This is a genomic window from Xylanibacter brevis ATCC 19188, from assembly GCF_000621725.1.
Classification (GTDB): domain Bacteria; phylum Bacteroidota; class Bacteroidia; order Bacteroidales; family Bacteroidaceae; genus Prevotella; species Prevotella brevis.
Genome location: NZ_JHXM01000019.1, coordinates 17,026 through 39,647 on the forward strand (window position 1 = coordinate 17,026; position 22,622 = coordinate 39,647).

A 22,622-nucleotide genomic window follows, 5' to 3' on the forward strand; every position below is an offset into this window, starting at 1 on the left:
TCTCGGCCTAACAGCCCTTGGTCGTCATGATGCGAAGCACCATTTCGTCGGTGACTCCCATACCGTTGGCACCAATGGCTGTTAGGTTATGAATACTCTTATCCACACAGTCGTCCACAATACCTTCTTCCGAAGTAACACATTTGCCTTCCATCGAGAGTAGGGCAGAGAGGACAGCCGTAGAAACCCCCGAAGTGATCTTCAGTGAGCACGATGGCTTTGCACCGTCGCAGATCATGCCAGTCAGGTTGGCAATCATGTTCTTCACGCTGCGACACACGTGCTCATAGTCGCCACCCATCAGGTAGGTGATGCCTACGCTCGAACCAATCGATGCTACCACGCATCCGCAGAGAGCCGATAGCTTGCCCAGCGACTGTTTGATATAGATGGCTGTGAGGTGACTGAGCATCAGCGCACGTATCAGCTCCTCCTCCGTGTTCTCGTTCTCTTTGGCATAGACGCATACCGGATTGGTGGCGCAGATGCCCTGGTTGCCCGACCCCGAGTTCGACATCACCGGAATCATGGCTCCGCCCATACGTGCATCGCAGGCAGAAGCCGTGCGGGCAATGATGTGCGAGAAGATGCTGCCTCCGAAGATACCCTTAGCCAGCGGTCTGTCTATTGTCTTTCCCAGATTATGTCCGTAGTTGCCTTTCAGAGCTTCGCGCGCCGCATTCATGTTATATTCGCGTGTAGCCTCGATAAATCGTATCTCTTCCAGCGGAGCCGTAGTGGCAAAGTCGTAAACCAGTCGCATGTTCAGTTGAATGTCGTCGGCACCGCTTTGCTCCTCCTTTCCCTCTTTATATTCCTCCACAAAGTTCGTATGACTGCCAGCAATGATAGCCTTCTTCTCCTGCTGACCAGCACTGACTATCACCTCGATGTACAGTTTCTCGCTGATACCCTCTTTCAGATGAATGCAGATGCGCTCTTCAGCAATAAACTGCTTGCCCTGTTCGATGGCCTCAGGTGTCAGGTCTTTCAGTACCTCCAGCTCGTATTCACTTTTACCAATCAGTGCTCCCAGTGCAATGGCGATGGGCAGTCCGATCATGCCCGTGCCAGGAATACCCACGCCCATGGCGTTTTTCAGGATATTTGCACTTAGGTAAACCTCGATGTGCTCTGGTTTTTGTCCTAGTAGTTCTGTTGCTCGTGCCGTACAAAGAGCCACTGCCATTGGTTCAGTACAACCAATGGCAGGTACTACTTCTTTGTGTATCAGAGCAATAATCTGTTCGCGTGTTTGTTTGTTGATCATTGTATTGTTTGTATTATCCTGTCAATAAAGCTTTAGTGTCTAACGACCTTTACAATCTTTCCGTTGCTCTTCATGATGACGATGCCTTTCGTCTTTGTGGCATCGTTCAGTCGACGACCCATCAGGTCGAACGTCGATGTGCGGCCAGGAGCCGTCTTCACGCCCTGAATGTCGGCACTGATCTCCGTGTTGGTCGTGTCGAAATTCTTGGTTCCACCATTATACTTGATGATGCCGTCGGCCTTGATAGCCTTGCCCGTCACGTTCTGGATGCTCAGTGTGCCGCCGTCTAGATAGAAGTTGCCCGTGTTTTCGTCCTCGTGATCGGTGGTCTCGTTGGTCAGCGGGTCGCTGCTCTGTTCCACCTGGATGCCGTCGTCGCCAGCACCATTGATGCTCACGGTGCCACTTTCCATCATGAAGTACTCCTTGCAGTGGATGCCGTCTTTCGCAGCCCCCGTCACATTGATGGTGCAGTTCTTAATCTCAAGATACTCCTTGCTGTAGATGCCGTGACGACTGTTGCCTTTCACGTTCAGTGTGCCCTTGCCCTTGAACTTGGTGTGACCCTTACAGTGGAAACAGCCGTTGTAGTCCTCGTTGGCACCATCTGTGAGTGTGTTGGTGGTAGCACTCTTGATGCTCACCTCCACGCGCTTGCCGTCCATCAGCATGATTGCTGCCCCGTTGGGGTTGGTCAGCGTCACACCGTTCAGGTTGACCGTCGCCTTATAGCTGCCTTCCATGTAGAAGCTGCCATTGGTAGAAGAGCCAGAGAGCACATAGATGATCTCACCGTCGGTATTGCTGCTGGTGGGATTCACGCCTGCAAAGTTCTCGCTCTGAATCAGTTTCACGTGCGATGAGGTGCCACTCTGCAGAGTCACGTAGCTGCTGATGTTCTCGGCGATGTTGACGGTGGCTGTTGTGCCGTTGAAGATGATCTCCACGGTGTTGTTGCTCACGGCAAACGATGCTGTTGTGCTCAGCAGCAATGCTAGTGTTGACAGTATTGTTCTTTTCATGTCTTCTCGTCGTGTTTATTTCAGTCCAGCCTCTTTCAGCAGTTTCTCGGCAGCTTTGTTCACCTCCTGGTTAGCCTTCTTTGCAGCTTTGTTCACCTCCTCGTTGGCCTTCTGCTTAGCTTCGTTCACCTTCTTGTTGGCTTCCGCTTTCTGCTCCTCGGCCTTTTTGTTGGCTTCGTTCACGATCTCGTTGGCCTTGTTCTGCACGGCTTCTTCGGCAGCGCTTTTCACGCTCTCGGCGGTTGCTTCAGCATTGTCCACCACCGATTGTCCGGCAGTGACTGCATTCAACACAGCCTCTGCAGGTGCGTTCACCAGAGTGTTCACCAGTGACAAAGCCTCTTCGTCGCCAGCCACCAGGGCATTGATCTTCTCAGTATTATCTTTTAGGTACGCCTGCACCTTATTAATATATTCCTTAGCAGCTTCCGGGTCTTCGGCAGCCAGCGTGTTGATCTCTTCCTGCACAGCTTCCAGCGAGGCCTTGACGGCAGCAGTGTCTTCGTTTCCTACCTCGTTGAGCAGTTCGTCAACCACTGTAGCTGTTGCTTCTTCTTGCACTTCCGTTTTCTTGTTGTTGTCACATGAAGCGAAACCAACGGCCAGCGCCATTATGACCATTACAAAATACTTTTTCATTGTTTTTGAGTTTTGGTTATTAATTATAAGCCTTAATTGGCGCAAAATTACATATTATTATTTGAATGCGCAAAAAAAATGCATAAATCCTTTGGTAATATCTAATTTAATTGTTATTTTTGCCCTGTCAATAACTACGATAATTAACGATGACACAAGATTCAATAAAAACCAGAGTTGTTGGTGTAGACATTAGCATAGACAAGACCGTCTTTGCCATTGTTGACGTGCGAGGCAATATCATAGCCCGCGATGGTTTTCCGACCAAAACCTATCCTAATGTTAACGAGTATGTTACTTATCTGAGTAACTGTATCATCGAATTGGTAGAGAGCAACGGTGGCTACGAAAGTATCCGTTCTGTTGGTGTCAGTTCGCCCAGTGGAAACTTCCTGACGGGATGTATTGAGAATCCGCCCAACCTCGAGTGGAAGGGTCAGATTCCGATGGCAGCCATGCTGCGCGACCGTCTGGGCCTGGCAGTGGCTCTCGGCAATGATGTTCATGCTCGTGCATTGGGTGAGTACGTCTATGGCAGTGCTCACGGTTTAAGTGATTTCTTGGTTGTCAACCTGGGCCACGGCGTGGGCAGTTGCATCACGCTGAAAGGCAAGCCCTATCTGGGCATCGAAGGCTTTGCTGGCGAGGTAGGCCACTCTTGTGTCGTTGATGGCGGGCGCCTTTGCGGTTGCGGCAATCGAGGATGTCTTGAAGCCTATGCAGGTGCAAAGGGTATTGTCCAGACGGCCAGGGAGCTGTTGGAAGAAGACAAGCGTCCTTCATTGATGCGCGACAAGATTGACGAGCTGGATCCCAAGTTGATTTTCGATTTCTGTGAGCAGGGCGACGAGCTTTCTATCGAGGTCTATCGTCGCACAGGCCACCTGTTGGGTATCAGTTTGGCCAACTATGCCACCGTGCTCAATCCCGAAGCCATCATCCTTTGTGGTGGTGTGGCTCATGCCGGTAAATGGTTGCTCGAGCCCACCGATCAGTCTTTCGAAGAACATGTCTTCCATAACATGAGTGGAAAGGTGAAGATACTTCTCTCAAATCTTAACGAAAACGACCGTGACTTGCTGGGTGCCAGCGCATTAGCATGGAACGTTAAGGAGTATTCTCTGTTTAAGTAAATTCAATGAACGTTGACAAGATTAATCAGATAATCAGTTCAAAACCCAATTTAAGTACCGCCCTCGGGATGGAGTTCTTCTCCACACCCGAGGACGATACGTGTATGGCCCGTATGAAAGTTGACGAGCGCAACCGCCAGCCCTTTGGCTTCCTCAGTGGTGGCGCTTCGCTGGCTCTGGCCGAGAATGTAGCCGGTGTGGCTTCGTCGTCGCTATGTCCCGGTTGTGCCTGTGTGGGCATCGAGGTCAGCGGCAGCCATGTCAAGGCTGTTGCCGAGGGCGACACTGTCACAGCCTATGCCCGCCTGTTGCATCGTGGCAGCACGCTCCATGTGTGGAATGTTGATATCAAGGATACGGCTGGTGACCTTATCTCGAATGTTCGTGTCACCAACTATGTGATAAAGAGCAAATGACAGCATTCGCACTCTACAGACTGCCCCACCAGCAGGAGGTTACCTTGGTGGAGCAGACCGCCGGACTTCCAACGGAGATTACCTCATTGCAGGACTTGAACGGGCGCCAGGGATTTGTGTTGGCACCCTTTCAGGCCACCGCTGATTGTCCCGTGCTGCTTATCCGTCCCGATCGTGTGCAGACCTTCCGCAACTATGCCCTTGGAATAGTGCCCCTTTTCGCCGAGAAAAGGGCCGCTTTTCTACCCGTAAAGTGCCCCCATTCACCCCGAAAAGTGGCCTCATCCCAAAGCGAGCGTGCCGACTATGCCTCCGACTTTGCCAGCTTCCATCAGCAACTGCTCGACGGACGCTTCCGCAAGATTGTGCTCAGCCGGTGTGCTGAACAGTCGTTCATCGACGATGCCGACCCGCTACAGCTGTTTGCTCGCGCCTGCGAGTACTACCCACGCCTGTTTATCTCGCTGGTCTATACGCCCCAAAGTGGCTATTGGCTCACGGCAACCCCCGAGGTGTTGCTCGAGGGCGAGGCCGACCGATGGCACACCATGGCGCTGGCTGGCACCATGAAACTGGAGGGCGACGACCTGAACGGCGAAGGCGAGCGCGTACAGTGGTCCGACAAGAACATACAGGAACAGCGCTATGTGGCCAGTTATATCATGGACTGCCTGAGTCATCAGGCCACCGATATCCGCGAGGAGGGACCTCGAACCGTGCGTGCTGCCAACCTGGTTCACCTGCGCAGCGACTTCACCTTCACCCTTCTCGACCGTGACTGTGTGGGCAACCTGATCAGTCAGCTGCACCCCACACCTGCCGTCTGCGGACTCCCCAAGGCCGAGACCTATCGTTTCATCCAGACACATGAGCATACCCCCCGCCGCTACTACAGCGGCTTCATGGGTCCGCTGAACCTGCAGTCGTCCACCCATCTCTACGTCACGCTGCGCTGCATGCAGATTGCCGAAGGCCAGTATCGACTCTATGCCGGCGGCGGACTGCTGAAAGACAGCGTGGAAGAACAGGAATGGCTGGAGACCGAGGCCAAACTCGAAACAATGAGACAATGTATTGCAACAAAGAAAATGTAAATATCCTCACGGCATTGCTCGTGAAGCACGGCATTCGCCATGCGGTGGTGTGTCCCGGCAGTCGCAATGCGGCCATCGTGCACAACCTCAACGAATGTCCCGATATTCAGTGCTATCCCGTCACCGACGAACGTTCGGCTGGTTTCTATGCCCTAGGTATGACCCAGGCACTGCAGCAACCTGTGGTGGTCTGCGTGACCAGTGGCACGGCACTGCTCAACCTAGCACCTGCCGTGGCAGAGGCTTTCTATCAGCATCGCCCCGTGGTGGTCATCTCGGCCGACCGTCCTCAGCAGTGGATCGACCAGCTCGATGGTCAGACGCTGCCACAGCCCGACGCCCTCGGGCGCTTTGTCAAGAAGGCCGTGACGCTGGTGGAACCCCGCGACGAAGAAGAGCACTGGTACTGCAACCGCCTGATCAACGAGGCCCTGATGGAGAAGCGGGGGCCTGTACATATCAATGTGCCCATCTCCGAGCCCTTGTTTAGTTTCACCACACCGTCGCTTCCCGACGAACGCAAGATTGATTTCACCCCTGCCGAAGCCAGCAATATCACCCTGACGCACGTCTGCCGCATGTTTCTGCAGGCCCAGCGCCCCATGCTGATAGCCGGTCAGCCCATGAACCCGCTGCTGGAAGAGGCTGTGCTGCGGGTGAAAGACGACGAGGCCTATGTGCCCGATTTCGTGCTTTACACCGGTGGATCTATTGTCAGTAAGCACGTGAAGCGCTTCTTGCGCCGGGCCAAGGAAACCTGGGCTGTCAACCTCACGGGCGAGGTGAACGACACCTTCATGAATCTGACCCACGTCGTTCAGGGCGACCCAGAGGTCGTAGCCGACCTTATACGCTTCAATCTGGAAGAGATGCCCCATCCCTTTGTGCAGAAGTGGGAGGCCCTGTTGGCCGATGTCCGGCAGCAGAAAGAAGCCGAGGTGTTGCCCTATTCGCAGGCCGCCGTGGTGAAATATTTCGAGCAGCAGTGCTCAGTGGTGCAGACAGCAGCAGGCTCTCAGCCCACGGTACAGTATGCCAACAGCATGGCCATTCGTCTGGCTAACATCTATTCCCACTCAAAGGTCTTTTGTAATCGCGGCGTCAACGGTATCGAAGGGTCGCTATCCACAGCTGCCGGCTTCTCGTGCGTCACCGATGATCGCGTCTTCTGCGTCATTGGTGACCTCAGTTTCTTCTACGACCAGAATGCCTTGTGGAACCAGAATCTCAAGGGCAACTTCCGCATCCTGCTGCTGAACAACGGCAAGGGCGTCATCTTCGACAACCTGCCTGGGCTCGACCAGAGCCCTGCCCGCGACCGTTTTGTAGCAGCCCAGCACCACACCTCGGCTGAAGGCATCTGTCGTCAGAACCATGTTGCCTATCGTCAAGCCAGCACAATGGAAGACATGAAAAAAGGCATCGACTGGTTGGTCAGTGCCGATAGTCAATGCCCTATGCTGTTAGAAGTGATGCTGTCTCAGTAGCTTTTTCATGGGGTGTACATACCGTGTCCATAGTTTGAGAATGGCTTCCCTCCTTCGGAGGGGCTGGGGGAGGCTTCTATCGCACATATTTAAAGCTCGAGCCACCTACGAACTCTCGCATGATTGACGTAGGTGGTATTTCTTTGTCGCTGATGGGCAGGAACAAATGTATGAACTTCATCAGTCGGTGTGCCTCGGCATATTCCGGACAGTTTCTGGGCACCGAAGCCAATATGATTTCCGCGTGGGTGCGCAGCACGGCAAACTCAATGTTGAGTGCCGAGTTGAACATCACGTCGGCCGTCTCCTGATAGGGGAATATCCATTTATCTTCCGCTTCGCACACGTTTTTCCACTGCGCAATGGTCTCACGCGCCGTGAAAGCCCCCTTGTTATAGTCGCGAATGATGCGGCGCAGCAGTCGGTTGTCTTGCGTTGGAATCCAGTTGTGGTCGTCCAACGAGATGCTCGTCAGCGCCGAGATGTAAATCTTGAACTTAGCCGAGTCGTCGATGCTCTTGGTCAGCTGTGGGTTCAGGGCGTGAATGCCCTCAATAATCAGCACCGTGTCGTTAGACAGTTTCAGTTTCTTGCCATTCCATTCGCGCATGCCCGTCACGAAGTTGTATTCCGGCACCTCTACGCGTTCACCCTTCATCAGCCTTATCAGGTGGTCTTCCAGCATTCGATAGTCCACGGTTTCGATATTGTCAAAGTCATAGTCGCCGTTTGGAAGCTTAGGCGTGTCCAGACGGTTTACGAAGTAATCGTCGGTCGAAACCGAGATAGGACGCAGTCCGCAGGCCTGCAGCTGGATGCTCAGTCGCTTGCAGAACGTGGTCTTTCCCGAGCTCGACGGTCCCGTGATGAGCACCAGTCTGACGGGCTTCTCCTCGCGGTGGAAGCGACGTTCAATCTCTTCGGCTATCTGCACAATCTTCTTCTCTTGCAGTGCTTCCGACACCTGTATCAGGTCCGATGCATGTCCCTTCAGTATAGCCTTGTTCACATCGCCCGCATTCGACAGTCGCATGATGATGTCCCAGCGCGTCTTCTCGGCAAACATGCTGTAGGTCTTGGGCATATCCACATATTCTGCCACCTTGCTGGGGTCGTTCCAGTCGGGCACGCGCAGCAGCATGCCGTCCTCGTAGCTTTGCAGGTCCCACACCTTCAGATAGCTGGCCGACGGCACCAGCGGCCCGTAGTAGTAGTCGGGTGTGTCGCCCAGTGTATAGTAGTCGCTGTATAGCTGTCCGCTGGTTTCCAGCAGTTTCACCTTGTCGCTGAAACCACGTTCCGAGAACACGCGTACAGCCTCTTCTATCGTTGCTTCGTTGCGGCGGAAGGGCATGTCGAGGCCCACAATCTCCTGCATTCGCTTTTTAATGTTCGCCACGTCCTCTTCGGTCAGTGGCTCGCTGGTGCGCTTCTTGAAGTTGCAGTAGAAGCCACGCGAGATGGCATGCTCTATGAAGAGCTTTGACCCGGGAAACAAGTCCTGGGTGGCCTTGTAGAGCAGGAAGCACAGCGAGCGCACATATACGCGGTGGCCCGATCCGGCGCGCGCATCCAGAAACTCTACGTCACGGTTTTGATACAGGCGGAACTTCAGTCCTTGCGAGGCATTGTTCACCTTGGCCGAAACCACGGGGTAGGGCAGTTTGATGTCGTCGGCAAACTCCTGATAGACGTCGAGCAGCGAGGTCCCCTCGGGGAAGCTCTTGGTCACATTGTTGTTTTTACAGCGAATTTGAAGCATAAGGATAACCGGTTATTGTATTAGTGCAAAGGTACGAATAAGCGAGGACAATGCAAAATAAAAATGCTTTTTTTTGTTTTTATTGTCGAGCGCAAGTACCTTCGGCTGCAAGCCAAAGTTACAGTTTTTATTCTATTTAGCCACAAAACTTCTACTTTTATTTCGTAGTTTTAACGTTTTCGACTTGCCATAGCTATACTCTTGCATCCAGTGTAGAGTCTAGAACACGCCTTTCTAGACTCTAGAATGCCTCCGTCTAGACTCTAGAATGCCTCCGTCTAGACTCTAGATCGTAACCAAAAGCGTTAGTATTGCATGTCAAAAGTGGCACTTTTGCATGATAATAGTGCCACTTTTGCGTTGCAATAGTGCCACTATCACGATGCCGTGTCGTTAAATTTCCTGCTTTCTTTTGTCAGTTTCAGTTTTTAGTATTATCTTTGTCGCACCAATCGTAAAACTATAATCATTATGAAAGAAATCCGTATCTATCACTCTTTGTGGCGAATGCTCTTGATGATGACAGGATGTGTAACCTTTGTTTATGTTGCAATACTGATGTGTGGTGATGATCGCATCCCGCGTATGATTTGCGGTGTGCTCACTGTTTTGTTTTTCGGCTTTGGCTTCTTTGTCATTTCTTATATGCTCATCATGGAGCGCCTGATGGGTAGTCCCTATATTTCGGTGACGGACCAGCAGGTCATCGTCAGGGGTGTCCGCCCTTTTGTGGTTCATTTCTGCGATGTTGAGGCTTTTCAATTGATTAAGATGAACTCTCAGACGTTCATATCCATACACTTTAAACCCAACGTGGAACTGGCCAAAATAGAGGAAGGCAATTTCTTCTTGCGCCTGCTTCGCCGGTTCAACAACAAACTGACGGGCGCCCAGGAGCATATCTCCACCACGGGCCTCGGCATGAAGCCTCAAGAACTGCTCAACATACTGAATGAGCGACTGCGGAATTCCGCGCGTTGACACAAAAAAATGTAATCATCCTCGTGAATTATATCGCGACTACACATTTTGTGTTACACCTCAATCCCCTTTTTCTATTTATTCCTCCCCATCACAGGGGGAGGCTAGGAGGGGGTCTCGTTTTTCCACAAAATAAATACCAATTTGTTTTGTATTGTTCTTGTTTCTTTGTACCTTTGTCGCAAGTATTTCCCGATGGTTGTAAACAACCCATGCCTTGGCATGATTCCCTGAGCGCAGGGTGGGGTACGATTTTTGAGGGTAAAATTAATAGCATCAGCTATTTGTTCAGAGAATCGTGAAACCTAGGAAATTTCAACGATAAGTAGTATTTGAATAAGTCTGCTCGATGCCCGTGCGATAGCGCGGGCATGACTTGTATCTTAATACTACAGGTTATTCCTAGGACCTCACGATTCAAGAGAAGAGTCATTGTTCGCGCTTCTTTTGTGTCCTGAGGTCCTTTGAAATATACCTGTAAGCAAACCTGGAGATATAGTATGGTGCGACTATATAAACAGGTAAATGAAATACGAAAATACATTTAAGGCTATAGACCAGATCCTGTGGAAAGAGCAGGGTTGTGGTAGTGAATTGGACTATCTGGAGCAGAAATCATGGATGCTGTTCCTGAAATACCTCGACGACCTGGAAACGGAACGCGAAGAAGAAGCTGAACTTGACGGCAAGAGCTACAAGCGACTGGTGTCGGGTTTCTATCGTTGGAGCCAATGGGCAACGCCTAAGAAGCGCGACCCGCAGACGGGCAAGATGGTGCTGGATACCGTCAACGCCATGAGTGGCGATGACCTGGTGGAATTTGTTGACCAGAAGCTCTTCCCATACCTCAAAGACTTCCAAAACACGGCTACCAGTACCGATAGCCTTGAATACAAGATTGGTGAGATTTTCGGCGAACTGCACAATAAGATTCGCTCAGGCTTCAACATGCGTGAGATTATCAACATGATTGATGAACTCCACTTCCAGAGTGCTGAGGATAAGCACGAGATGACGGTGCTCTATGAGAGCAACATCCAGCGCATGGGTAATGCAGGTCGCAATGGTGGTGAGTATTACACGCCTCGCCCCCTGATTCGTAGCATCATCAAGGTGGTTGACCCCAAGATAGGTGAAACGGTCTATGACCCTGCATGCGGTTCGGCTGGTTTCCTCTGCGAGGCCTTCCTCTATATGAAGGAAAAGATTAAGAGCGTGAAAGACCACGAGATATTGCAGAAATCCACCTTCTATGGCAAGGAGAAGAAAGGGCTGCCCTATATCATTGCTACCATGAATATGATATTCCATGGTGTATCGGCTCCTAATATTACGCATGGTAACACCCTGGCGATGAACCTTAGCCAGATTCAGGAGAGCGATCGCAAGCATGTCATCTTGGCTAATCCGCCCTTTGGAGGTAATGAGCGAGGCGAGGTGTTGCAGAACTTTGAAATTCGCACCTCTGAGACGGCCTATATGTTTATGCAGCACTTCATCAAGATGCTGAAGGCTGGTGGTCGTGCCGGTATCGTTATCAAGAACACCTTCCTGAGCAATGGCGATGCAAGTGCCATCCGCAAGATGCTTTTGGAGAACTGCAACCTGCATACCATCCTCGACCTCCCTTCGGGCGTATTCACCGGTGCTGGTGTAAAGACTGTTGTTTTGTTCTTTACTAAGGGTGAGCCAACAGAGAAGATATGGTACTATCAAGTGGATAAGCACTTCACCAAGACGCAGCCACTGACGGAGGCTGATATGGAGGAGTTCCTGACTTTGCAGAAGACCCAAGCCGAGAGCGAACATTCGTGGACACTCGACGTGAGCACCCTCGACGACAGTTGCGACCTCAGCGTGAAGAACCCCAACAAGGTAGAAGAAGTAGATGAGCGTACCCCCAGCGAGATAGCAGAGACCATCCTTGCCCTTGAGCAGGAGAATCAGACGCTTATTAACGAAATCATGGAGATGGTGAAATGAAAGAAGGTTGGGAATATAAGAAGTTAGGGGATATTTGCGAGATTCTAAATGGATTTGCATTTAAAAGTAGCAGATACGTTTCGGAGGGAATACGTATTATACGTATAACTAATGTTCAAAAAGGCCGAGTTGAAGATAATGATCCAAAATATTATCCACTGAGTTCCAAAAAAGAAATCGAAAGATATCTACTTAGGGAAGGTGATTTGTTAGTATCTCTTACTGGAAATGTTGGCCGCGTTGGGCGATTGTCTCAAAGGCTTTTGCCTGCGGCATTGAATCAGCGAGTAGCTTGTTTGAGATTAAAGGGGAACGAAGTAGATAAGCAATACCTGTATCATTTCCTTAATTCAGACTATTTTGAAAATATTTGTACGAAGAATTCATCAGGTGCTGCTCAATTAAATCTAAGTACGGTTTGGTTGTCCAATTATGAAATTGCAATACCCTCTCTCTCCGAGCAACAATCCATCGTTGATTATCTTGACTCTGCTTTTGCAAAGATAGATGCGATGAAGGCTAATGCAGAAAAAGCCCTCAATGAAGCCAAAGCCCTCTTCCAAGCATCACTCAAAGAAATGCTTGAACCAAAAGAAGGGTGGGTACATAATAAGTTAGGGGATGTTTGCAATGTCGTTGGTGGAGGTACGCCAGATACCAAGAATAAAGACTATTGGAGTGGCAATATTCCATGGGCTACTGTGAGTGATATGAACTGTGACGTATTAAAGTCTACAGGTTACTATATTACCGATAAAGGATTAAATGAAAGTTCAAGCAGAATTATTAAAACAGGAGAAATAATAATTGCAACTAGAGTAGGTTTAGGAAAGGTGTGCAAATTAGCTGTTGACACTGCGATCAACCAAGATTTGAAAGGTATCATTCCTAAGAATAATAATATATTAAGGGACTTTATTTTTTATTATTTCAAGCACAAAACAAAATATATAGTAGATAATGGCATCGGAGCAACGGTGAAGGGCGTTAAAATTAAATTCATTGAAGGGCTCTCTTTCGATTATCCTTCCCTCTCTGAGCAGCAATCCATCGTTGCCACTCTCGACTCTCTCAAATCCAAGGTTGACCGCCTCCAAGAGAACTACGACAAGATTTCTCAGGAGTGTGACGCATTGAAACAAGCAATATTAAGACAAGTATTTGAATAGAATATGAACGATATTAATGATATGATGATTGATTTTGTCGATTTGGCGTTGCCAAGTGGAACAAAATGGGCGATTGACTACCTTAAGGATGAGGAAGGGAATATCCTATATCTTTCTTATAATGAGGCAGCAAAGTTAAACATTCCAACTAAAGAGCAGTTTTACGAGCTAACAGATAATTGTAGGATTATTCAAGATAAATTCACAGACGAGAATAGAGGATGCAGCTTTTTGGGTACGAATGGAGATTACGTTCATTATCATGAAGATTATTATATAGAAGCAGGAAAAAAGATGAGAGCGTTTTTTCCTGAGTCTTGGCTTAAAGATGATGAAGAAGACTGTTCAGAGAAAATGGTAGCTCATTTTTTCGAAGAATCTTATATAAGTCATGAGTATATGGGGTCGAAATATCCTGTAATACTTGTCAGAATACCTAAATAAAAGAATCATATGAACGAAGCTCAGACACGATTCAACAAGATAGACCCCAAACTGAGGGAAGCCGGTTGGGGGATAGTTCCTGGAAGTAATATTCTGGTGGAGCAGAGTGCGTATATTGCGCCTGGTCGCATCACGACTACTGGGCACAAGAACCCGAAGAAGGCTGACTACATCCTGGAATATAAGGGGCAGAAACTGGCTGTGATAGAGGCCAAGAGCGACGAGAAAGACGTGTCTGAGGGCGTAGGGCAAGCCAAGCTCTATGCCGATGCGCTGAAGATTCGCTATACCTATAGTACCAATGGCGATGAGATCTGGTTCATCGACATGGGAATCAAGAACAATCAGGGCGAGTATATCATCCCCAGCAAGGAGCATGATATTGACGCCTTCCCGTCGCCACAGGACTTGTGGCAGATGACTTTCCCGGAGGAGAATCCCTGGCGAGACAAGTTTAATCTGTGTGCACTGAATCGCAGTGGCGGTCGCCAGCCTCGTTACTATCAGGAGATAGCCATCAAGAGTGTGTTGGAGGCTGTGGCCAAGCAGCGCAATCGCATCTTGCTGACTATGGCCACTGGTACGGGTAAGACCTATACGGCATTCCAGATTTGTTGGAAGCTGACGCAGACGAAGTGGAACATCCGGAGAAGCGAGGGCCATCTGAACTCGCTCAAGGATGGCCGAGTCTCGACGGATGAAGACGTAGTCACCACGAAGGGTGTGGAGCGTGCGCCAAGAATCCTGTTTATAGCTGACAGAAACATTCTGGCTAATCAGGCCATCAACGACTTCGACCAGTTCCCCGAGGATGCGATGTGCCGCATAACTCCCAAGGAGCTGAAAAAGAACAACTACAAGGTGCCCACGGCACGCAATCTTTACTTCACCATTTTCCAGACAATGATGACTTCGCCCAATGCACAGAAAGCAGAGGAGCAAGGCATCAAGTTGCCTGAAGGCGCAGACGACCAGCCATATTACATGCAGTATGAGCGCGACTTCTTCGATTTCATCATTATTGATGAGTGCCATCGTGGTGGTGCTAATGATGAAAGTGAGTGGCGCAAGTTGATGGAATACTTCGACAGTGCCTATCAGTTGGGTATGACTGCTACTCCCAAAAGAAAGGATAATGCCAATACCTATGCCTACTTTGGCACTCCTGTATATAGCTACTCGCTGAAACAAGGCATCGAGGATGGTTTCCTGGTTCCCTTCCGCGTGGAACTATCTACGAGCAACATTGATGACTACAAGTGGGAGAAGGGCGACGTCGTGAAAAGTGGAGAGATAGATCCCGAGAAGACCTACACGGAGTCGGATTTCTATAATGGCAGAATCCAGATCAAAGAGCGCGATGAACATCGTGTGAAGGAACTGCTGAGCAAGATTGATCCAGACGAAAAGACCATCATCTTCTGTGCCACTCAGAAGCATGCCATGATAGTGCGTGACATGGTGAACAAGCATAAGCAGCGCCCTGCCAATAACTATTGTGAGCGCGTTACGGCCGATGATGGCGAGGTGGGCGAAGCCACCCTGAGAACATTCCAAGACAACGAAAAGCTGTTGCCTACTATCCTGACCACCTCTTATAAACTGAGCACTGGCGTTGATGCCCGCAATGTGCGAAACATCGTACTGATGCGCCCTGTGCAGAACATCGTAGAGTTTAAGCAGATTATAGGTAGAGGCACGCGCTTATTTGACGGAAAGTATTATTTCACGATCTATGACTTTGTGGGTGCTTGCGACATGTTTAAGGATCCAGACTGGGATGGCGATACCTACTGCCCCGTATGTGGAAACTGGCCCTGCACGTGCAAAAAGAAAAAACATACAGATACAAATAATGGTGGGGGCGATAAAGCTTCTGAACACGAGGTTTGCCCTGTATGTGGTCATCTGCCTTGTACTTGCGAAGGGCCCAGAAATAATCTCATAGATATCAAACTTTCTGTAGGAAGAAGGGTGACTCTTGAAACGACTTGGGAGCAGAAAATATTCTTTGGCGACGAATTTATCGGTCTTGATGAATATGTAAAAAAACTCTTCGGAAGAATACCTGACCTTTTCTCAGATGCTGATGACCTCAGGGAGAAATGGGCAAATCCGGAAACTCGTGAGCAACTGCTAAAAACGTTGGATGAGGCTGGATTTGCAGAGGAGAAACTGAATATGCTGAAGAATATGCTGAAGATGCAAAAGTGCGACTTGCTTGATGTGCTGGAGTATATTGCCTACGACTCTACACCTATGGAGCGGGCAAAGAGAGTGGAGCTTGTGAAGAAGCAGTATGTAGATGCGTTGAATAAGGAACAGCGAGAGTTCGACAACCTGATTCTGGAATACTATGCCAGCAACGGCTTCAAGGAACTGGGTGCAGACAAACTGAAAACCTTCATCAACATCCGGTTTAACTCGATGAGGGATGCTAAGGAGAGGCTAAACATGTCAGTCACGGAGATACGTAACCATTACTACGAGTTGCAACGACGATTGTATTGTGAGATATAGGTACAGTTATATTGTTAATATTTATTATTTTCTTGGCGGATTACGCAAATAGTGCTACCTTTGCAGCATCAACCAATAAACTAAAAAATAATGAAAAAAAATGTTTTCCTTTTAATTGTAGCTATATGCATGATGGGCTCCTTTTCATTAATGGCCCAGGAAACCGAGAAAAAAAAAGAAATAAAGGATTGGATGCATGCTGTGGCTTATAAGAAAGACGGAACTACGTTCGAGGGCTATCTGAAAAATATCACTCCTGCCTTGTATGGCTCATATCATCTACCGGATGCGTCAGACTCGACGATGATTTTCACAAAAGGCAATAAACTGTTTGAACGGACTACCAGAATACCCAATAGTGAGATTGATAGTATGGTAACATGGTATGATGACAAACCTGATTTGAAATTCAAATGGGAGTCTCGTCCTGCGAATTTTGCTTTTGGTGGAAGCAAACCCTTTGTTATGGAGCATCCCGTTATGCTATTGTTGCTTTATAAAGGGAAAAAGGTGAGGGGATATTTGTCTTCTCATCCATTATATGGGTTTAAATATTTCTTTATGTTAGATGATATGCCTTATGCAATGGCTTTTATGAAACCATTTCAGAAGTTCAACGAGCGACGTAGAAAGACATTGTTGGATACCTTCTATATGTATCCGGAAATGGAGGCCTATATTAAAACTTTGACAAAGGAAGAGGTAAAGAGAAATCCCTTCTGTGTGTTGAAGAAGCTCGACGAGATATTATTGATAAATAATTGAATATATTATAAACGAAGTAGTATGAAACGAAACATTATTCTTGCTGTCGTTGCAATTCTCTGTCTGGCTATGTATCTGGGACCGTATGTGTTGTTGCTGCTGGTGCTCCCAATTGCATATTTCATTGGTAGCAGAAAGGAGAACATGGAAGTGCAGAGGGTGACCTATACAACAATGGAGGAAGTGGAGCGGAAGTATGGAGCACCCGATGACGTGGTGGTGCTGAATGCCTCGCGTGCCAATGAAATACCATCGCTTATCTTGTTTTATGATGCTATCGATGTGATGATCATCTCTGGCATGGAGTTGAAACTTAGCGACCTTGTGGGTGTGATGCCAAAGAACATGGCTACGCCTTATACGGTAGATGAGTGTGCAGTTATTCTCAGCACAAAAGATACCGACTATTCCACCATTCGTCTGCGTGTGGGCTATGACTACGGGTTGGCCTGCGAGATTACGGCACAGATAGATTCGCACATCAAAAAATAGGTTTGATATTAATAAAGGAATGTTTGGTGAAATAAAGTTTTTCTTGTATCTTTGCAACATGAACTTGGGAAAATACGCTATTAACCAAATATTACGTTAAACCAAAAATTAAACGATTATGGGCAAATTTCAATTAATGGCATTGCCTTATGCAATGGATGCACTGGGAACAGTGATTAGTAAGCAGACTTTGGAATTTCATCATGGCAAACACCTGGCTGCTTATGTGAATAATCTGAATGGTCTGTTAGATGGCAGCGGATTTGAAGAGGCATCCTTAGAGGATATTGTATGCAAGTCAAGTGGTGGTATGCAGAATAATGCCGGACAGATTATGAATCACGAAATGTATTTCGCTCAGTTTACTGGTAACCAGTCAAAGCCTGCACCTGCTGGTGCCTTAGCAGAGGCGATTAAGCGTGACTTTGGTTCGTTTGAGTCATTTAAGGATGAATTTCAGAAAAAAGGTGCTACCCTTTTTGGCAGTGGATGGGTATGGCTATCTGCCGATAAGGATGGCAAACTCATTATCACACAGGAGACGAATGCAGGCAACCCCATTCAGAAAGGACTAAAACCACTGTTGACTTTCGATGTATGGGAACATGCTTATTATCTTGATTATCAGAATCGTCGTCCCGATCATTTGTCTGCTCTTTGGCAGATAATAGATTGGAAAGTCATAGAGAGTCGTTATAATTTCTAGTATAATAATAAAAGAAAGTGAGCAAACCTGATGGTTTGCTCATTTTTTCTTTGTAATTTTGCTCGTTGAAAATAAAAAAGAGATATGGCACAAAGAGAATGGAAAGAGATAAGGAAGTTTGAGGAGATTCTCTTCGAAGAGTATAATGGTATTGCGAAAATTACAATAAACCGTTCACGCTATCGCAATGCCTTCACACCAAAGACAACCTTGGAGCTGAGTCAGGCATTTGCTGCCTGCCGTGAGATGCAGAACATACGTGTGGTGCTGCTGACTGGCGCCATGAGCGAGGTGCCCGAAGGAAAGAGCCTGGCTGATGTGAAACATGCTTTTTGCTCAGGAGGTGACATGCATGTTAAAGGACGTGGTGGCTATATTGATGACGATGGTGTGCCACGTCTGAGTGTTCTTGATGTTCAGATGCAGATTCGTCGACTGCCCAAGCCCGTCATTGCAATGGTGAATGGTTATGCCATTGGTGGAGGACACGTTCTTCACTTGGTGTGCGATTTGACGATTGCTTCAGAGAATGCTATTTTCGGACAGACAGGTCCTAAGGTGGGCTCTTTCGATGCAGGCTTTGGTTCCAGCTATCTGGCTCGCATCGTTGGTCAGAAAAAAGCACGTGAGATTTGGTTTATGTGTCGACAGTACTCTGCCAAGGAAGCTGAAGAGATGGGTATGGTAAACAAGGTCGTACCTATCGAGCAATTGGAAGATGAGTGTGTTAGTTGGGCAGAGACCATGATGGAGCGTTCGCCTATCGCTCTGCGAATGATTAAGGCAGGATTGAATGCGGAACTGGACGGACAGGCTGGTATCCAGCAATTGGCTGGCGACTGTACCATGCTTTATTATTTCCTTGACGAGGCTCAGGAGGGAGGAAAGGCTTTCCTTGAGAAGCGTAAGCCAAACTTTGACCAATATCCAAAGATTCCTTGAAGACAGAATAACGGAAGGGAAAGACATAATAACTTTTTTTAAAGACATAATAACTTCTTTTAAAGACATAATAACAAACGAACACGAACATACTTTTTGGTGAAAATACTTGTTTTATGAATATATATATTGATATACGATGATGGACGGTGAATTACTGATAAAACGGGTGATGGACTGCGCTGGAAAGGTGCGTAGGCAGTTAGGTCCTGGATATCTGGAGGCTGTCTATAAAAATGCTATGTTGATAGAATTGCGTAAGAATAATCTGGGCTATGAGGTAGAACGTCCAATCTCTGTGTATTACGACGGAATTGTAGTGGGGGATTATAAAGCTGATATCGTTGTGGAAAAGCAATTGATATTGGAACTAAAGGCAGTCAATTCATTACATGTGGCCCACGAACTACAGCTCGTAAACTACCTGACTGCAACAGGCATCGACAATGGACTGCTCATCAACTTTGGCTCAGAAGAAATACAATTCAAACGCAAATTCCGCGTCTATCGTAAACGCTTTGAAAAATAGTATGTTCGTAAAAAAAGTTTGTTCGTTTGTTCTTTCAGTCGCTTCGCTTGGTGAAAGCGGCAGAGCCGAGCAATTATGTCTTTTAAAAAAAGTCTGTTCGTTTGTTATTATGTCTTTAATATCAGTTATTATGTCTTTAACCCCTTCGTTATTATGTCTTAAAAACAAATAGTTAATATGTACAAGATAAGTATTGCAAAACGCATTTTCCATTTCAAGCAGCCGGCAGGCACCTCTCGCGGTGTATATACGGAGCGCAAGTCATGGATGGTTACGATCTCTGACGGAGAGGCAAGCGGTGTAGGCGAGTGCGCACCGCTGCCCGACCTCAGTTGTGATGCGTTGCCCGACCAACAGTATGAAGCAGCGTTGCAGCAGTTCTGTGACCAGCTGGCCAGCAGCATGCAGATACCCTATGAGGAGATGCGCGACTATCCGTCGATGCTCTTCGGACTGGAGACAGCTCTGCTGGATATGGAAAGTAAGAAGAATGGCAACGGCCTGCTGTTTGACACGCCGTTCGCACGAGGCGAGAAAGGCATCACCATCAACGGACTGGTGTGGATGGGTTCCTACGAAGAGATGCTCGGTCGGATGGAAGAGAAACTGAAAAAGGGCTTCCGCTGTGTGAAGCTGAAGGTGGGTGCCATCGACTTTTATAAGGAGCTGGACCTGGTGAAACGTATTCGCGAACGTTTCTCACATCGTGAGGTGGAACTACGCTTGGATGCTAATGGCGGTTTCAAACCTGATGAGGCTCTTTATCAGTTGGAGCTTCTTTCTCAATATGCTATTCATAGCATTGAACAACCTATCAAACAAAAACAATGGGCGAAGATGGCTGAGCTGTGTAGGGATGCACCATTGCCGATAGCGCTCGATGAGGAGTTGATAGGCGTGAACGATCCTGAAATGAAACGACAGATGCTTCGCATCATCAAACCTGCCTACATTGTGTTAAAGCCTTCGCTTCATGGTGGCATGATGGGATGTAGGGAATGGATAGATATAGCTAAAGAAGAGGGCATCGGCTGGTGGATTACATCGGCATTGGAAAGTAATATCGGCCTGAATGCTATTGCACAGTTTGCTAGCAGCTTCCCATTGACAATGCCTCAAGGACTGGGCACAGGTATGTTGTTTACAGATAATGTTCCAATGCCTTTGGAGATAAAGGGCGACAAGCTATGGATCTCGAAGAATTCTTAGAAGAGTGGCATAACAGTAGTCCGACGGTGTTGGTACATACCAGTGGCTCCACGGGACAACCGAAGCCTATGTGGGTTGAGAAGGAACGCATGAAGGTTTCGGCTCGTATCACATGTGACTTTCTCGGACTGAAACCTGGTGATACAGCTCTGCTTTGCATGTCGCTTGACTATATAGCAGGCAAGATGATGGTGGTTCGCGCTCAGACATGCGGACTCCGACTGGTTGCTGAAAAACCTACAGGATGTCCATCGTGGAATGGAAAGATTGATTTTGCTGCGATGGTGCCCATGCAGGTGTATAACCTCCTGAAGACAGAAGAGGGCAGAAAAAGGCTGAGAAGTGTGCGCCACCTGATTATCGGAGGCGGCGCTATCGACGATGCACTTGCACAAGAGCTGAAGACTTTTCCACATGCCGTCTGGAGTACCTATGGCATGACGGAGACGCTCTCGCACATCGCCCTGCGCCGACTGAACGGAACGGAGGCCAGCGAATGGTACACGCCCTTCGATGGCGTGGGCATCGCACAGACGGACGAAGGCTGCCTGGCAATAGATGCTCCCGCTGTGCATGAGGGAATACTGGTGACTAATGATATCGTGGAACTGCGAGGGACGCAGTTTCGCATCCTCGGGCGCAAAGATAATGTGGTGTGCTCGGGCGGTATCAAGATACAGATAGAGGAGGTGGAACGACTGTTGCGGCCACATCTTGGCGCAGCCTTTGTCGTCACAAAGCGAAAGGACGAGAAGTTTGGCGAAGCACTGGTGCTGCTGACAGAAGATACACAGCTAGATGCACAGCGAAGCGTCTGCCAACAGGTGTTGCCGAAATACTGGCAACCACGCTACTATCAGTATGTGGAACAGATACCGATGACGGAAACGGGAAAGCCGGCTCGCAAAGAGGCAGAGCGCCTAGCAGCCCTCGCGAAAGAAATCTAAGGCTTCCTCGATTTCTTCTTTCGTGGCCGTCTGATTGATGCGTATGTCGCCTATGCCACCTAAAAGTGTGAAGTTGATCTGTCCACCCACGTTCTTCTTGTCGTGAGTCATCAGCTCGAGGAGCGTGGGATAGTCGTCGCAAGTGATGGGCATGCGGCCGTAGTTGTCGAAGATGAACTTAACGGTCTGGCGCATCTTGTCAACGGGGAAGCCCGTTTTGGCGACGCTGAGGTAGAGTTCGCACACCAGTCCCCAGGCCACGGCATAACCATGGAGAACAGGCTGGCGCTGCAAGGCTAGCGACTCGAACGCATGGCCCACGGTGTGGCCCAAGTTCAGCGCCTTGCGGATGCCTTTCTCGGTGGGGTCTTCGGTCACGATGTGCTGTTTCACTCCGACACTTTCGCCCACAATGGCTCCTAACTTCTCGACGTCGTCAAGGTCGAAGTTGAGCAGTTCGGCCCAATGCTTCTCGGTAGAGATGAGACCATGCTTCAGCATCTCGGCATAGCCGGAAAGAAGGTTCTCGGTGTCGAGTGTCTTCAGAAAGTTGGTATCCAGAATCACGCAGTCGGCATTGTTGAAAACGCCAATCTCGTTTTTCAGACCTCCGAAGTTGATGCCCGTCTTGCCACCCACAGAGGCATCGACCATGGCAAGCAGCGTGGTGGGTATGTTGATGAAGTGGATGCCGCGTTTAAAGGTGGAAGCAGCAAAGCCACCAAGGTCTGTCACCATGCCGCCACCTAGGTTGACCATCAGCGAATGGCGCGAGGCACCACCCTGTTGAAGACTGCTCCATACGTGGGAGACGGCCTCGAGCGACTTGTTGATGTCGCCTGCGGCAATGACAATCTCTTGAGCATCCTTCAGACAACTGAAGTTCTTGACAAGTGGCAGACAAAGACGATGGGTGGTTTCGTCGGTGAGAATAAAGGTGCGGTCGGCCTTGCATGCAAGGATAGCTTCGCTTAAAACTTGTTCCAGATGATTGGAAATGATAACTTTCTGCTTGTCCATAAGTGTCTGCAAAGTTAAGGTAATTCTGCGAAACATCCAAATTTTTTCTTTGTCGATTAAACTTTTTTGCCCCGGCAACATCAAAAGAC

Annotated in this window: 21 protein-coding genes; 16 read left to right on the plus strand and 5 right to left on the minus strand. The window is 48.5% G+C overall.

What is annotated here, in order from left to right:
• Positions 1–7 precede the first annotated feature (7 nt).
• The 3 genes from T433_RS0110315 to T433_RS0110325 are packed head-to-tail and all read right to left on the minus strand — an operon-like array spanning position 8 to position 2,934.
• The gene (locus T433_RS0110315) at positions 8–1,270 is read right to left on the minus strand and encodes an L-cysteine desulfidase family protein (RefSeq protein ID WP_027455738.1); all 1,263 of its coding nucleotides are present in this window, start codon (positions 1,268–1,270) and stop codon (positions 8–10) included.
• A gap of 32 nt (positions 1,271–1,302) precedes the next feature.
• Positions 1,303–2,295, minus strand: a complete 993-nt coding sequence (locus tag T433_RS0110320) for a carbohydrate-binding domain-containing protein (RefSeq protein WP_081778457.1) — start codon at positions 2,293–2,295, stop codon at positions 1,303–1,305.
• 15 nt (positions 2,296–2,310) lie between these two features.
• Positions 2,311–2,934: a hypothetical protein gene (locus tag T433_RS0110325; protein ID WP_155808475.1), complete on the minus strand. Its 624-nt coding sequence runs from the start codon at positions 2,932–2,934 to the stop codon at positions 2,311–2,313.
• A gap of 149 nt (positions 2,935–3,083) precedes the next feature.
• On the opposite strand from T433_RS0110325, the gene T433_RS0110330 reads away from it, so the two are divergent.
• Genes T433_RS0110330 through menD form a run of 4 tightly spaced genes read left to right on the plus strand, consistent with a single transcriptional unit; the run spans position 3,084 to position 7,064 of the window.
• On the plus strand, positions 3,084–4,067 hold the full coding sequence (locus tag T433_RS0110330) for an ROK family protein (RefSeq protein WP_027450145.1): 984 nt from the start codon (positions 3,084–3,086) through the stop codon (positions 4,065–4,067).
• A gap of 5 nt (positions 4,068–4,072) precedes the next feature.
• A complete protein-coding gene (locus T433_RS0110335; RefSeq protein ID WP_027450144.1) occupies positions 4,073–4,483 on the plus strand; it encodes a PaaI family thioesterase in 411 nt (136 codons plus the stop codon).
• On the plus strand, positions 4,480–5,577 hold the full coding sequence (locus tag T433_RS0110340) for an isochorismate synthase (protein WP_027455741.1): 1,098 nt from the start codon (positions 4,480–4,482) through the stop codon (positions 5,575–5,577). The genes T433_RS0110335 and T433_RS0110340 overlap by 4 nt, the downstream gene beginning before the upstream one ends.
• Positions 5,553–7,064 (plus strand): 2-succinyl-5-enolpyruvyl-6-hydroxy-3-cyclohexene-1-carboxylate synthase, encoded by a 1,512-nt coding sequence (menD, locus tag T433_RS0110345; RefSeq protein WP_027455742.1) that lies wholly within the window; start codon positions 5,553–5,555, stop codon positions 7,062–7,064. The genes T433_RS0110340 and menD overlap by 25 nt, the downstream gene beginning before the upstream one ends.
• Positions 7,065–7,140: 76 nt before the next feature.
• Here menD and T433_RS0110350 read toward each other — a convergent pair whose 3' ends face one another.
• A complete protein-coding gene (locus T433_RS0110350) occupies positions 7,141–8,826 on the minus strand; it encodes a nucleoside kinase (RefSeq protein WP_027455743.1) in 1,686 nt (561 codons plus the stop codon).
• Between the two features lie 471 nt (positions 8,827–9,297).
• Here T433_RS0110350 and T433_RS0110355 point away from each other — a divergent pair, with 471 nt between their 5' ends.
• The 12 genes from T433_RS0110355 to T433_RS0110410 all read left to right on the plus strand — a co-directional run bounded on the left by T433_RS0110355 (position 9,298) and on the right by T433_RS0110410 (position 21,513).
• Entirely contained in the window at positions 9,298–9,807 is a 510-nt protein-coding gene (locus tag T433_RS0110355; RefSeq protein WP_027455744.1) for an STM3941 family protein, read from the plus strand.
• Between the two features lie 525 nt (positions 9,808–10,332).
• Positions 10,333–11,790, plus strand: coding sequence for a class I SAM-dependent DNA methyltransferase (locus T433_RS0110360; protein WP_027455745.1), 1,458 nt, complete (start codon positions 10,333–10,335; stop codon positions 11,788–11,790).
• Positions 11,787–12,959 (plus strand): restriction endonuclease subunit S, encoded by a 1,173-nt coding sequence (locus T433_RS16255; RefSeq protein ID WP_081778458.1) that lies wholly within the window; start codon positions 11,787–11,789, stop codon positions 12,957–12,959. Before T433_RS0110360 ends, T433_RS16255 begins: the two co-directional genes overlap by 4 nt.
• A gap of 3 nt (positions 12,960–12,962) precedes the next feature.
• Positions 12,963–13,403 carry a hypothetical protein gene (locus tag T433_RS0110370; RefSeq protein ID WP_027455746.1) on the plus strand — a complete coding sequence of 147 codons (441 nt, stop codon included), beginning with the start codon at positions 12,963–12,965 and terminating at the stop codon, positions 13,401–13,403.
• Positions 13,404–13,412: 9 nt separating this feature from the next.
• A complete protein-coding gene (gene hsdR / locus T433_RS0110375) occupies positions 13,413–15,923 on the plus strand; it encodes an EcoAI/FtnUII family type I restriction enzme subunit R (RefSeq protein WP_027455747.1) in 2,511 nt (836 codons plus the stop codon).
• A gap of 90 nt (positions 15,924–16,013) precedes the next feature.
• Positions 16,014–16,688, plus strand: a complete 675-nt coding sequence (locus T433_RS0110380; protein ID WP_027455748.1) for a hypothetical protein — start codon at positions 16,014–16,016, stop codon at positions 16,686–16,688.
• A 21-nt stretch (positions 16,689–16,709) separates the two neighbouring features.
• Positions 16,710–17,180 carry a hypothetical protein gene (locus T433_RS0110385; RefSeq protein WP_155808476.1) on the plus strand — a complete coding sequence of 157 codons (471 nt, stop codon included), beginning with the start codon at positions 16,710–16,712 and terminating at the stop codon, positions 17,178–17,180.
• A 118-nt stretch (positions 17,181–17,298) separates the two neighbouring features.
• Positions 17,299–17,886: a superoxide dismutase gene (locus T433_RS0110390; RefSeq protein WP_027450138.1), complete on the plus strand. Its 588-nt coding sequence runs from the start codon at positions 17,299–17,301 to the stop codon at positions 17,884–17,886.
• An 84-nt stretch (positions 17,887–17,970) separates the two neighbouring features.
• Positions 17,971–18,828: a 1,4-dihydroxy-2-naphthoyl-CoA synthase gene (gene menB / locus T433_RS0110395; protein WP_027455750.1), complete on the plus strand. Its 858-nt coding sequence runs from the start codon at positions 17,971–17,973 to the stop codon at positions 18,826–18,828.
• Positions 18,829–18,970: 142 nt separating this feature from the next.
• Positions 18,971–19,357, plus strand: coding sequence for a GxxExxY protein (locus T433_RS0110400; RefSeq protein ID WP_027455751.1), 387 nt, complete (start codon positions 18,971–18,973; stop codon positions 19,355–19,357).
• A gap of 177 nt (positions 19,358–19,534) precedes the next feature.
• Positions 19,535–20,566, plus strand: a complete 1,032-nt coding sequence (gene menC, locus T433_RS0110405; protein ID WP_027455752.1) for an o-succinylbenzoate synthase — start codon at positions 19,535–19,537, stop codon at positions 20,564–20,566.
• Positions 20,545–21,513: an AMP-binding protein gene (locus tag T433_RS0110410; RefSeq protein WP_027455753.1), complete on the plus strand. Its 969-nt coding sequence runs from the start codon at positions 20,545–20,547 to the stop codon at positions 21,511–21,513. The genes menC and T433_RS0110410 overlap by 22 nt, the downstream gene beginning before the upstream one ends.
• On the opposite strand, the gene aroB is transcribed toward T433_RS0110410, so the two are convergent.
• Complete coding sequence (aroB, locus tag T433_RS0110415; RefSeq protein ID WP_027455754.1) at positions 21,487–22,533, minus strand: 3-dehydroquinate synthase; 1,047 nt, start codon at positions 22,531–22,533, stop codon at positions 21,487–21,489. The genes T433_RS0110410 and aroB overlap by 27 nt on opposite strands.
• Positions 22,534–22,622 lie beyond the last annotated feature (89 nt).